This window comes from Pseudoalteromonas sp. MQS005 (assembly GCF_001661605.1).
GTDB classification, from domain to species: domain Bacteria; phylum Pseudomonadota; class Gammaproteobacteria; order Enterobacterales; family Alteromonadaceae; genus Pseudoalteromonas; species Pseudoalteromonas tetraodonis.
Map to the genome: position 1 here is coordinate 1 of NZ_LYRQ01000080.1, position 13,552 is coordinate 13,552.

12 protein-coding genes are annotated in these 13,552 nt (G+C 38.3%); all 12 read right to left on the minus strand.

Annotated elements, in window-relative coordinates:
* Positions 1-58: 58 nt before the first annotated feature.
* Positions 59-475, minus strand: coding sequence for a hypothetical protein (locus A9479_RS18495; protein WP_064664229.1), 417 nt, complete (start codon positions 473-475; stop codon positions 59-61).
* 2 nt (positions 476-477) lie between these two features.
* On the minus strand, positions 478-1,866 hold the full coding sequence (locus tag A9479_RS18500) for a TraB/VirB10 family protein (RefSeq protein ID WP_064664230.1): 1,389 nt from the start codon (positions 1,864-1,866) through the stop codon (positions 478-480).
* 13 nt (positions 1,867-1,879) lie between these two features.
* Complete coding sequence (locus A9479_RS18505; protein WP_064664231.1) at positions 1,880-3,019, minus strand: type-F conjugative transfer system secretin TraK; 1,140 nt, start codon at positions 3,017-3,019, stop codon at positions 1,880-1,882.
* The gene (locus tag A9479_RS18510; protein ID WP_064664232.1) at positions 3,020-3,730 is read right to left on the minus strand and encodes a TraE/TraK family type IV conjugative transfer system protein; all 711 of its coding nucleotides are present in this window, start codon (positions 3,728-3,730) and stop codon (positions 3,020-3,022) included.
* Positions 3,731-3,738: 8 nt separating this feature from the next.
* Positions 3,739-4,035 (minus strand): type IV conjugative transfer system protein TraL, encoded by a 297-nt coding sequence (locus A9479_RS20220; RefSeq protein WP_064664233.1) that lies wholly within the window; start codon positions 4,033-4,035, stop codon positions 3,739-3,741.
* 5 nt (positions 4,036-4,040) lie between these two features.
* On the minus strand, positions 4,041-4,403 hold the full coding sequence (locus A9479_RS18520; RefSeq protein ID WP_064664234.1) for a hypothetical protein: 363 nt from the start codon (positions 4,401-4,403) through the stop codon (positions 4,041-4,043).
* Positions 4,404-4,579: 176 nt separating this feature from the next.
* Positions 4,580-5,260 carry a DUF4400 domain-containing protein gene (locus tag A9479_RS18525; RefSeq protein WP_064664235.1) on the minus strand — a complete coding sequence of 227 codons (681 nt, stop codon included), beginning with the start codon at positions 5,258-5,260 and terminating at the stop codon, positions 4,580-4,582.
* The gene (locus A9479_RS18530) at positions 5,247-5,837 is read right to left on the minus strand and encodes a hypothetical protein (RefSeq protein ID WP_064664236.1); all 591 of its coding nucleotides are present in this window, start codon (positions 5,835-5,837) and stop codon (positions 5,247-5,249) included. Before A9479_RS18530 ends, A9479_RS18525 begins: the two co-directional genes overlap by 14 nt.
* Complete coding sequence (locus A9479_RS18535) at positions 5,834-7,840, minus strand: type IV secretion system DNA-binding domain-containing protein (protein ID WP_064664237.1); 2,007 nt, start codon at positions 7,838-7,840, stop codon at positions 5,834-5,836. Before A9479_RS18535 ends, A9479_RS18530 begins: the two co-directional genes overlap by 4 nt.
* Before the next feature lie 2 nt (positions 7,841-7,842).
* The gene (gene mobH, locus A9479_RS18540) at positions 7,843-10,215 is read right to left on the minus strand and encodes a MobH family relaxase (protein ID WP_064664238.1); all 2,373 of its coding nucleotides are present in this window, start codon (positions 10,213-10,215) and stop codon (positions 7,843-7,845) included.
* A 45-nt stretch (positions 10,216-10,260) separates the two neighbouring features.
* The gene (locus tag A9479_RS18545; protein ID WP_064664239.1) at positions 10,261-10,989 is read right to left on the minus strand and encodes a hypothetical protein; all 729 of its coding nucleotides are present in this window, start codon (positions 10,987-10,989) and stop codon (positions 10,261-10,263) included.
* Between the two features lie 10 nt (positions 10,990-10,999).
* Positions 11,000-11,476 carry a conjugative transfer protein MobI(A/C) gene (gene mobI, locus A9479_RS18550; protein WP_064664240.1) on the minus strand — a complete coding sequence of 159 codons (477 nt, stop codon included), beginning with the start codon at positions 11,474-11,476 and terminating at the stop codon, positions 11,000-11,002.
* Between the last annotated feature and the right edge of the window lie 2,076 nt (positions 11,477-13,552).

Here is a 13,552-nt window from a genome sequence, read left to right on the forward strand (position 1 = left end):
ATATAAGTAAGAAAAAGGCCGCTACTGCGGCCTTTTTGGTTGGGTTTGGTTGTATTAGTTAAAGGTTAAACTTGTCATCAAACTCTTGTATAACGGCTTCATAATCTATTTCAGATTTAATGCCATACTTATCAGATAGCTCATTCAATTGACTCATTGTAAGCTCTTGTGAGACCGCGAAATCAGGCTTGGCCACTACCGATTTAATATCTACCAACAAAACACCTTTCATTTGATGTAGCTTGATATAGCGCTCAATATAAGAGGCTAGCTGGGCGGGTGATGCCCCAGCTCCAGTAATTTGCTTTGCTATCTTTTGTGGATCAAAAGACTGCACCTTTGCATAACCGGCTAATAGATGGGTGACGTCCTCTAGTGTCTGGTCATTATTGCTGTTTGTGTAGGTAACACCAGCAAAAAAGGCGAGGGTGGACATTATAAAGCTTATAATCGCTATTTTAATTGTTTCTTTCATCTTTAGTCACCTAACTTTAATTTGGTACCCGAAATTACAGCGAACGTCACTGAGCGACCTGGTGATATTTCAATAACTGGGTGTATTTGTTCTGCTAATGCTATGTAGTATTCAGCAAGTCTATCCATTGCATCAGCTGAACCTTGAAATACACCAGCTGTAGCAACAGCGCCTACATCGACTGACTCCCATAATGCGGTATCACCCCCAGAGGTATTAATTGATGTGGTGCGCTGTGGTGATACAGCCTGTGATATACCACTCATAAATCCTGCAGCCATCGAGCCAGCAAGTAAGTTGCCGTTCTTACTCACCATTCTACCGGCTATACCAAGCTTACCGTCGTAATCCGAAACTGCATTTGCTTGTATGGCGCTCTCAACGCTTTTACCGTCGTTTCTAACACACGTTATGGATTGAGCTCTTATGTGGGCTCTCTCGCTAGATAAGTCGCCCACGGCTTGACCTATTACGTGGCACTCTCGAATATCAAGCGTAAAGTGATTTGGTAATATCGCTTCTTTTTTCACACGAATAATTACAGGCATTGGGGCAGATTTAGCCGCTAACTGTGTTGGTGCATCTAAACCAGTTAATAAGACACCTGAGAAGAATGATCCAGATGGTAGGTATACAACACCTTCATTCGCGTCAACAAGTCCACCTTCTGATGGGTCTGACCTTTCTGCTTTACTCTCTTTTGGCTGCATGCCTTGCTGTGTAATTAACAAGTCTTTTTGCTGCTTTTCTTCCACCACACCCGAGCTCTTAATGCTTCTTACACTACGCTGCGTAATAGTTCGAATTACACGGCCCTCAATTTGAGGTTTTGATGTAACTAATTGAGTTGGCGTTCTGTCGAATACATTTTCATTAGTTTGTTTTGGAGTTTCAGCAATGGTTTGCTGGCCATTCTGAACTTGGATTCTATCACTGTTACTATTACGGCTGTTGTTACGGGCATTGCTTCGGTTATTTTGTTGATCACCATAAGCTCTGCTTTTTATTTCACCTTGGCGCTGTAGGTTCTTTATCTCCAATGCTAGCTCATCAATCGTTTGCTGTTGTTGTGTCATCATTTCTTCTACACGCTGGCGCTCGGTGTAAACCTCACGCTCTTGGCGACGAATTGAATCAACTGACTCATCATAAACTTCTGAAAACTCTTCCTTGTCTATGTTGGCTATACTTTCAGAGTCGAATAAGCCTCGTACTTTACCTTTATCATCAAGCCTATCTTCAGACTGCCTAGCTTCTATTCGTTGCTGCAGTGATACAGATGATGATTTGCTAGACATTGAATTATACGCTACTAATGCGATCGGAATTATAACAAGTACCGCTGCAAATTTTCTGACTTGAGGGTTTTCCCACTTTTCTTTTATGTTCATTACATCCACCAGCCTAGTTGTAAACGCGAGGGCGCGTTGACTTTGTGTTTATAGTATTTTTGTACATCTTGTCTCGCAAAATATAAACCTCAGTCGCTTCACCTGGTTGCAATAGCGCTTTGTTGTAAATCGCTACTGCAATAACGTCACGAGATTCACAAGACTGCTCTCGTATTGTGTATGCTCTATTGGAGTTGTTGCGAACTCGAACTACATCTACCACTTCACGTGGGCCGACAATGCGCTGCATTACTTTTTGATTAATACTTAAACCACAAGGCTCAGGCATGGTATTTCTTGTGTCAGTAGATAATGAAAACCCCATAGGTATTTCACCTTTACCGATTGGCTTTAGAATTTGCTTGATTCGAGCTATGCGGCCTGTTTCTTCATTTGCTCTGTAATTCTTATCTGATGCGTTCGCTAAAGCTTCTATTTCTTTAATCTTAGAGCGGTGGTTTGACCCTTTATCAATCATGCTTTTTGTAAGCTCTACATCAACATTAATAACAACCGGCATTGCTTCCATTGGCACTAACGTTAAGTTGATCATCGATTCTGGAACACCTTCTTCAAATAGCATTAGCGCAACAGGCTTAAGGCTATTCAGAGTAATGTATAATCGACCATCTTCCAGTTCGATTACCGACTCCTCATCGTGTGTTCGCGCTGCAACCATCTTAAAGTTTGAGATTATAGGGTTTGTAAGGCCAACAGCTACAGGGATAGCAATGTTTGCTCCAGGCTTTAATCCATTTAGATTTTGGGTTGGCTTATATTTTGATTTAACGATATCTAAAAAAGAGTATCCATTTCCTGCACGTATTGATTGTGTTGCAGGTTGCGGCTTGCTGTACTCAGGGAACCCGCTCTCATCTAATACGCCAGTACCATTTCCACCAATGCGTTCAACTTCTTTACCGGGGGAGATGGTTTTCATGGCAGGCTCACTACGCTCATCTAATTTTATGCCATTTAATGCAGCTTCAAAGATAGCTTGCTTTGTAACCGGTATAGCTGCATCGTTTATTGTTTCGGTTGGGAGCTGAAAGGCATCTACTGGTGTACCCTTCACTTTGCCATCATCTTCGTTGGCCATTGCTGTTGTGCAAGATAGACAACCAATTGCTAATAGTATTGCTCTTACTTTCATCTAGTTTTGCTCCGCTTCTTCTTTGGCCTTTAATTCTGATGCAGCCTCTAAAACACCAACCTCTAATTCACTGTCATAATATGGTTGAGCTGCAGGATCATCTGTAGGGGCTTCATTTCTATTTTTCATTGCTTGATTGCGCTTTCTAGGGGTGCCAGGGTATTGGTCGATATGTGTGATTTTAGGTCTTCCATTTCTGGCAACTACTTTGAATTCGTAGCTCCACTTTGTATCTGCTTTTGGTTCTCCGCCAATGAAAGTGATTTTCTGACCCCATACAGTAATTAAATCAGTCTCAGGCTCGTGCATTAGATCATCTGCAATGAATACTTGTCGTATATCCCGCATTTTTATCATTTCTGCCTGACGGTCTAGCATTGGCTCAATTTGAACTTGTAGTTGTGGGGATAATACTTTCATCATTATTTTCTTAACGAAATCGATGTTTTGTGGGTTTATATTCCCAATCATTGTGGAAACGCTGTATGCCCAAGCTTGTTGGTAGTTTTGGTTCGCCTTGTCACCTTGCACGCTAAGCTCACCAAATAAGTTTTGCTCTGGAATAGCAATAACTTCGCTGTCTTTGAAAAATAGCGTCATCATTGCGAACATCAGGCCTGCAGCAAGAAATAAATTTGCCACACGCGTTATATTGTTAGAAGCCACCATATCGGTGAAGGTTCGAATTGCATTCGATTTATTGGCTAGCATGATTTACCTTAGCGAAAGTAAGTTCGTTTTATTGGATCTACAATTGATTTAGATGGCTTTGTAATTAACATGCCAATAGACCACAGTTTGTGCTTAACATGACCCTTTGGGTACCGACCTTTAAGCTTTTGAGATACATAGATATAGAACAAAGCAGCCATTACAAGAACGAGAGTCTGCTTTGTAACCATCCCAATCGCTATAGCGGCCATTAGAGGTAGAACTTGCTCTTTAGTGAAAACAAGTAAGATTAATAGAGGCTCGTTTATGTGGGTTTTACTTCTATAGCGATTGGGGTTTTCCATTGCGTTTACATTCCTACTGATGCTGTTAAGAAGTACTCAATTGCGTCCTGAGCATTTGCGAACAGCATTGCAATCAAGAAGGCGCCAATACATGTCGCATAGTTTTGCTTCATGATGCCTTGGAACGCAGCAAAGCCAAATGTGAAAATTGAGATGATGATGCCTGGTGCACCGGTCAACCAACCAACAACTTCATTGTAAATGTCATACAAAAAGTCACCTGATGTCGGTGCTGCAGCAATAACACCTTGTGAAAGAACTAATGCAAGCGCTGTTAAAACAACTTTATTTGCTTTAGTTAATATACGTTTGTTTTTAGCTGGAGCGTCATGGTTAACCATTGCTGCTGTGTTATTCATTGTTTCCATTGTTTTTACCCTCTATGAGTGTTTGTTGAATTCATGAGAGATAATAATTGGGCAGAGCAATGATAGGGGCGGTATTTTTTTTTGTTTTTAGAGAAAAATTAATAAATATTTTAAAATGAGGGAAGTGCGTGGTAAATACCGAGTTGGTTGGGTCAACTCGGTATAATTTAGTTAATTTACCAGTGTTTTTGCGCCGTAGCGATAAACTTAGTTGTAAGTAATGACATGCTCATTATGGCTAAGAACGGAATGTATGCAGCAACTTCTGGATAAAAACATGGCAAGAAGAAATACAATATTATTAAAAGCACTAAAAGCTTTATTACTTTTTTTATGACTAACATCTTAGCTTTTGTTTTATTACCAAATGTATAGGCTCTAATTTTCCATTGATAAATACCGGCCACCAGCTGCGATAAAATGAATGGGACCAATATATATATCCACACCCCTAGTAAGTTCGTTCTGTGTGCTAATTGATAGGTAATAATTTGCAAATTGTTTGAGAAACGCTTAACTATCGGCATTAACTTTTTAAACATTTTCGCAATTGGGTTGGTATCAACGGTATCCCTAGTTACTTTGTCTAAGTAGTATTTCTTAAACCCTGTTTTAACAATTATCAATTCAAAATGACGTTTTGAAGACTCAGTAACATTAAGCCAGTTACTCTCTCCAATGGCTGCATAACTCGCTTTTACCTCTTTTTTTACCATTTCATTAAAACTGGTTGGATTTAAAAGTAATAGCTGCACAACGATCGCACATAAAATAAATATAAAAAAATAAGAATAATCTCTATCTCTGTTTTGCTGATCGGAACGGTCTTTATATAAAATATCATCAGACTCTTGCATTGAATGCCTCCTCAAAAGTGAATGTCTTTGGCTCATCAAAGTTTGGGATACCAAAATGCTGCAAGTGCGTCCGATTTGTTATTTTTGACATAAATAAATGCTTGGTAAGTAATTGGGCGCTTTGTGGTAGTTCCTTATCTATGTTTAATAGCTTTACTCTTTTTACTGAGCCTTTATGTGAAGATAGAAATGAGGTTAAAGTCTCAGTTAATATATCCCACACAACGATATTGTCGCTCTTGATGTGTACATAAACCATAATGTGAAAGAGTAGCTGTAATTGCTCTGTAACCGTATCAATGAATGAGGTGAAGTAATCGCCTCTTGTTGTTATTGATGCACTAGAAAGAACATATTCACAGCTGGTGCCTACGATGTGGTTGAACAGTTTTACATTTAGATGTGGGTGAATTAATTCAGAACCAATGTAAATGAATAACTTCTTAAGTGTGCACTCTATAATCGGTGCTTTGCAAAGTAGTTCATCCACAATAACTGTTGTTTCGCTAGTTAAGTAGTTCCTGAATTTAGCAGGTAGATATTCACAACCCTCTAATTTGTATGATTGATTTTTCATGATTTAATCACCGGTACTTTTGCTTTTATTGTACGTCCATCAGAAAGGCGAGCTATGTATTGTAAAATAGGGAGTGAACCTAATAGAGTTTCACTAAATGCTTTATCATTTTGCTTAGTTAATCTTTCAGAATAGGAAGAACCAAAATCAGTAAGCTCACTTGTATTGCCTGAAGATTGACCCAGCGTAATTTGTTGGCTTGTGATTGGAACCTCGCCAAACTGTTTGGATGCATACTCTTGAGTTGAAGTATCATTAGCGCGCATTGAAAAGAAGTTATTACACAAGCCCAGGACTCTGTTAGCAGTAGCTGGGTCTGTTTTGGCTTCCAAGTCTGCCTTAGTTTGTGTGGCTATAAACAATTGCATGTGAGCTGCGCGACCTTGCGCAAGTAAGTTTAATAGAGCTTCATTACCTGCAATAGCTGCGTGTACTTCATCCACAAAGACTGCAACCCTCCGACCTTTGCCTTCGCTAAAGTTGTATCGTGAGCCTGCTACAGCAGCAATATCAGCAAGAACAAGTTTACTAAGGTAGCCTGCGGTCTTTGTGTCGCTTAAAGAGTCAAGCGCCATGTAAAGCAGTCCTCCACGTTCAACTATATCTGCAGTGTTTATGTATCTGCTTTTTTCTACTTCAAACTGACCTTGGCGCTTATTGAGTTCATCACATGAGCGCTCTAGTTCTTGTTGTGAATCATCCTCTTCGTCCATAGCTTCTGTTCTTTCATCCAAGCTCATTTCCACCGATTCTTCAGGTGAAATTAGATCATCCATTGGTTTGGATGTGAGAACGCTAAATATAGGTAGTAGGTTGGCCGTCATTTTTTGCATATGCTCTGCATTGTGAGTCAGCAAGTTTATAATGCCGTCCACTTCATTTGAGTGGTGGGTCTGAGATAATACCTGTTGATAGTAGAAAACTAATTGCTCTAACTTAGTTTTACCGCATTTTTCTAATTTACTTTTTAATTTGTAATTCCAATCAGGGCCCACAGATTTTAAATAGTGCATCTCTAAGCATCGCTCGGCTAATCTTCCTTTATCTGTTGTGGCATAGCGAGCAATAGACTTTATTTGAGGTTGGATACCAGCGTATAGCATGGCATTTACTGTTGAGTTGATAACGTTCCAGTTAAATCTTATAAAGCTATCTTCTTTGCCACTCTCCACCATAATAGATGATATGCGCTCAGCTATTTCTGTTGCTCTATTCCAGTTTTTTACTGGATCAATTTTACATGATGTAGATGGTTGTGAGGGGTGGAAATAGTGAAAGTCATCACCCTTTCCAAAAAACTCCATCTCTCTTTTTAAGGCATTTCGCCATGCACTATCATTTTTGGGGTCAAGTATAATCACCGTATAATTTTTATGGATCATGGCTAAGCTGAGCAATATGAACATTGTGGTTTTACCGGTACCAACATTTCCCATTATCATTGAGTGGCCAAACAAAGCCTCCTCTGAAATGTATTGCCTTGTCGCATCACCAACACCTTGAATCCAAGGTTTACCACCAAGCTTTCTAGTATTCTCCATCCATTTATTTTTAAATGGCTTTAGGAATATAGGTAGCCTAATTTCTTCCTTGTCGGTATATAACCCTTGTATTTGGTAGGCTCTATTTGCATGTTCTGCACCCCACTCAAAGCCATGGCCAATAAATATTTGATTGGACTTTGGTCCTCTTTTATTGTTGTGTATTTCATGGGCGGAATGCTCTTCTCTGATTCGCTCAATATCTTCAAACGTTATTTTGTTAAAGAATATGTTGCACTGCCTCTTAACTAATGGGGCAGCTTTGAGGGTATTGGACACGCATTGGGCGACTAAGGTAGCAGAAACGCAAAACCCGACCATTCCCATATGTCCCTGACTTGCAATGACAGTTGATGAAATTGTTGCTGTTGCTGCTGCAAAATGGCTGTAGGCAATATTTAATTCATAAATAGGTCTGTATAGATTCTCATGAAATAGCGGGGTGCTTCTTTCTGCGCTCATAATTAGTTTGTTCTCAATAAAGTGAATTTCCCAGACGCATCAAGCATTTTTGTTATGCAGGTGATTTCTGATTCGTCTAACGAGAGTATGTATGAGAATGCTTCATCAGGTACAATGTAAGCACTTCCACCTTTCTCGATTCTAACTAATTCAGCAAGTCTCTTACTTACCTCAAGGGAAAGTCCTTTGCTGTAAAGAAAATCAACTAACGAATTATGTGTGTTTGGATTATCACTTAATTCCTGTTTGTCCATTTGCAGATTTTTTATTGTTTTTTGCTTTTTTTCTGTGTTTTTTGGTGATTCGATATCGCCAGGCTGTTTGTTTTCAGTATGTTGTAAGTGCTTTTTGCTCGACCCTTTTGCATCTTCTTGCTTTTCAATTGTGCACTCATTAAGTACCTCCACCAGCATAATAAGTGACTTGCCTTTTTTCTGGTAATATCTAGTGAAAGGGCTGGCTGGATTGTTAAGCTTTATATGACCAAGCTTTATAAGTTCACCTTCTTCACTTTCCTTTACTGCCGATTTCCAATCAGTGTTTGCTTCAATGTATTTCTGACCATCTATTGAGTACACCTCTTGTCTTTCGAGGAGATTTAAAATTTTAATGATGCGCTCGCTTTGGGTTGTGACTTTTGCTTTTTCATTATCAGCAGGTTTATCCGTGTTTCTTGCTTCATTTTGCTGGTGGTGTTGATGATTTATTTTTTGTGAAAATAAATCAGTGTTGGCGTTTACTGGCTTCTTAAGTGGTTGGCGCTTAGATTTGGCGTCCTTAGTAGGACTGTTATTATTTTTGTTATTATGTTCTGAGTTTTCAGCAGGTTTAACTTTGCCTTCAGTTTTAATATTTCCTTCGGTTTTGGTTTTAGCGTCACCTTCATCCTTAACTTTGAGTTCGGGTTTGGTTTTGACTTTAGCCTTGCCTTCAAGCTTAACTTTGGGTTCGGGTTTGGCGCTGGCTATAGTCTTAGTTTCAACATTGTTATCAGCTTCTTCTTTATCTTGCTTGCTAATAGCAATATGTTTCTCTGCAGCGGTTTTAACTTCATTTGATGTGATGTAACGAGAGTCTTTTTCGGTAAATAAGACTGCGTTACAGTCTAGATCTATTTTTAATAGACCAAATTTGTTTGTAGGAATTGGAGCTGTTTTAGTCAGAAAAAAAGGCCACTCAAGACGAACAAGGCCAACACCACCACTTGTAGTTTTTTTTGTGAGTAGGTCCATTGCATTATCGAAGTTAACAACCCCCTCAAAAAACAGTGTATATTCAGTTTCGTTGTACTTTCTAATTATCCCACGTTGAGCCATATTGTCTCGGAGCGCTGTTGGGTTGTTAGGAATTGTTTTGTCAGCGGAGCTTAGTATGTCTGTAAGCTCATTAAAGCAATCAGGCCACCTAAGATAAATTTCGTTATCAATTGCAACAGCTTTACCATTCTCCAGCCAAAATTTTGCATTTGCTTGCATGGCGCGAATAATCTTTTCGTGCAATGCCGCCTTACGAACACCTAGGTTTTTATCCCATGTTGTTTGAATATCTTTAGCTGTTGAGACAACATCTGCAGCTCTAACCGCTTTCGCTAAATAGCAGTCATTACTTTTGTAGTTCGATAGAGATAAAGTTATTTCTTCAACTAAATTGCCAGGGCATCCACCGATGTATCTTTTAGCTGCGGGAGTTAGGACTTGCTGAAAAAGATGAATAGGTGCAATTTCATGCCCTTTTAGAATTCTGTCGGTTCGCCATCTTATTCCATATGATTTAATATTGTTTTGTTCTATCCAGCCAATCAAGTCACCAGTAATAGGTATCCATTCTTCGTTCGGATTGAGCCTATTGAAAATTGTCATATCAGTTTGTAATTTTCCTGCATCATGAAGTAAGCCACACAGCCATGCTGCGTACTGGTATCTTTTGATGCGTTTTCGCTCAATATCGAGTGGAAACTCAGTCGGCAAAAATTGTGATTTTGCTTGCCTAAGCGATAAGCTCGCAACTTGCAAACTGTGGTCTATTAAGCCGAATTCTACGGCATGATGATAGCCTTCAGAGGCTGGCAAATTTGCACAGTAGCGAGAATAGTTAATAATCACTTCAATAAATAAGTTTTCAAATGTACTCCCCTCACCAGCCCATTCATGACAGTGGCCAAATGATCGTTCAGTTTGAGAAATAAGCTCTTTATTGTTCTCTAAAGTACGAATCGTAAAGGTGTGGGTGTTATCACTAACGTAGTTTATGTGCTTGTTATTTTTTTGATTGCGAACTTGCTTGAAATAGCTTTCAGAGCGATTGACTCTATAAAGTCTGTATAAATATTTAAAAGGTAGAGCTAAAACCTTTATGAAGAGGTTAGGAATTTTCATTGTTACCCTGCAGAAAAAGGAGGCGGCTAGCGCCGCCTAAATGGTTTAGGCAGCACCGGTTTTTTGAGTTTGACCTGTGCTTTCGTTAACTGAAGGTGTTTCACTTCCCTTGCTATGAGATTTGGTCTTTTCACTCTGCTGTGTTTGCATAGTTTCTTTAATGCGATTTAGCTCATTTTGTATATCTTTATCTTCTACATATAGCTCAAGGCCGCCACGGATTAAACTGATTAACTGAGGTGCTTTAAATCGACCACCCTCTCTACCACGACCAGGAGAAGTTGCGTTCTCTATTTTTGCCTTAAACTTCCTAAGAATATTCACAACACGGTTACTTGTTTGGTGCCTAGCTAAATCATCAACAACACCAGCAATCCATAAATTTTCTACCTCACTAATTTGAAGGTCTATTTCTTTAATAGCTTTCATAAGCTTCCAGATGCTTGGGTAGCAGATTTGAATATTTTCAGAATAACTGCTTGGCGTTTCAACGGCGGGAACTTCCTCTAGTCCTGCATTAGAAACAAATGCATCTTTTTGTTCTTTTAGTTTTTTACACTCAGAGGCCAGCCAATCTAAAAGCATGGTCTCCCAACTTGCAACTTTACCGTAAATTTCAGGCTCAGTTGTTGTAAGCATTAATAGTGAACCTAAACGCTCATAAGTGTTTCTTAATCTGTCCCCTTCGTTTTTCCAAAACGAGTAAACGGTGTGAGATTCAAAATTGATTTTATGTTCTATGGTTTTGTGTACTAATTGGTTTACTTCAGCCATGGTGAGCTCCCTATTTTTCAATTTGGTTTATTGTTAACTCAGCTTCGAGTTTGTTGATTCTTTTTTTAAGAGAAACGCGCATTTTTTGAATGTCAGAAAATGTGTCTCTTATTGGTGAAAGAAGTTGCTCTGTTTCCCAGACTTTTTCACCTTCCCAGTCTTCAGCAATTTTTTTTAATTGCTTGAATGTGTATCCTTGCAAAGTCGGTTTTACCTCTTTACCCCAGCGAGGATTTATTCTCTTGATTGAGGTGTAAGAATGATCAACCCATACTATGTATATTTTTGAGGTGTTTTCTCTAATCCTAATATTTGGAACTAAATTAGTTCTCGCCTTTGGGTCATGATGGAGCTTTACCCTTAACGTAAGTTTCCGCCACTCTGAGTGCTTATCGCAAATTGATTTTGCTGACTCAAGCAATTTGCTTTCTACATCATCTAAGAGGCTTTTCGTTTCACTAAGGTGGTTGTGAATTTTTGATAACATGCCAATCCTGCTACTTACAAATTAAAGGTTATTATCAATAGTTCTAATTAAGCAGGGCGGGGATTTTTTTCTAATTTCTTCTAAAAATACATAAATGTGAAATTCAAGGATGCAAGGATTCAACCCAAAAGGGTGCAGGAGAGTACGAACAATAGGGGAATTACTATAAAACTACTTAGACGCAAATGTTTTTTTCTGCATCACAAAGGGGGGCGTGCTTAAAGTGAGGTCGAGCTGTTATTATTTTATGCATCCCTGAGATGGAAAAAAGAAAATTGTAAAATCTGCTCTCTAAAATAGATCGTGTATTTTCACCTTATGAGACGTAAATAATATTTCCATTTTTTAAGGGGGACGTTGCCGTTGTGGTTCTGAAGGGGGAGGGGAGATGGATTTTAAGTTTTCTGCATCTCAGTAACGTAAATTGTTATCATTTGTTGCAGGAATGACTTTATAAAAAATATAACCACCAACTGATATTAGTTTTATTAGCATGTAGGTTAAAAATAGCGATTAGTTGAATTTATAGTGTGATGCAGATTGAACTTGGTAATTTGCACATGTAAAAGATCTAAGCTGTGAGTGTTCAATTTGTAATGTTTTAAACTTCTACAAGGCTCCAATTCGACGTTATATTAATCCCTTTTTTTCTGCTTCGCTTGCATTCAGATCGAGGTTAATGTTTTAGATTTATTTAATTGAGTGCTAGGTAGTTTCTCGATTTTCATTTTTTGCAGAAACGGAAATATTTAAAAGTTGCGAACATACTTCAACCTCAAATTCAGGTTCAAAATATACATAGCTGTTCTATTCAGAGCGTCTTTGAATTCGTCTTTAAAAATCTATTACCTAGACTGTCCGCTATATTAATTCCCCTTTAATATTTTCCACTGCATGGAGTGAATTTTGATTGAGGTATTGATTGATTTGGTCTTTCGATTGATTAGAAGTATTAAAATTGTTTTCTATCTAGCGGAATTATATGGGTTTGATTTTTTCTCTTAGATAGATTTAGTTTAGGTGAATCAGGCTTGAAAGCATTCCATTTAACAGACTATTCTTGCAGTATTTAGTTGTTGATTTCTGTCTACTTTATAGAATCTTAGATACAGAAACATCGTCTATTGTTTTCTATGTAGAGGAATGATACACGGTTTAAACGTTCTTTATATACCTTGTTGTTAAGGTGAGAGATCGTAACAGTGAGCAGGCGGTGTGAGTCTATAAAACAGATTAAAGCGCTGTGCTTCTTCTGATTATAATTATGGTTATTTGAGGTTGGGTGGTCATGTCAGCTGTCCATCAAGTAGACTGTTTTTATGGTGCTAACTGCTTAAAAAGGTCTATTAAATATACTTACAGTATCCTTAGCTAACACGATTTAGATCCACTAGATAGAATACTGAAAGTGGCAAGAGCTTTTAACCCGTCTATTTATTGGACTTTGATATGACTGGCGTCAACCTCTGGGTGTCCAGTTAGTGGACTTAAATTTGTGTTACACCTAGTAAAATTGACGCTATTGCTAGAGTGTAAATTATCTCAGTTACCGGTTAACTTTATTCAGTAACCGGTATATAAATCAGTTTAACTGTTGCTTGATGGTTGTTTAAATTAATCTATTTAATAGACTGCCAAGTAATGGGCTTACTTTATACGCTAGGTTTATGCTAGCTTCAAGCCAACCGTGACATTTCCACATTATAGAAAGACAGCTGCCTTTAAATACTGGTAATCAAGTCCATACAAGGGAATCTTCATGCCATATGCTGCCACTTTCCATTCAATAGATTTTTTATGGCTCAATACCTCCATGAAATAGGATTAACTTTTGGTTCAGCAATTCTATTACATAGAGTTACTTCGGTTATCAAGTATTCAGGTTTTATATTGGCGCTATATCCTTAAAATGCATTGCTAGTTAATTAATACATTAATCACTGTGCACTCAAGTAATAATCTAGTTTCTTCTCATTGAGTAGTTTTTCTCAGTTATCCTTAAATATTTATTCATTATTTTGTATGGTTTAGAGTTTATTTTGGGCTATAAGCATGTTTAAAACTTGGGTTATTACA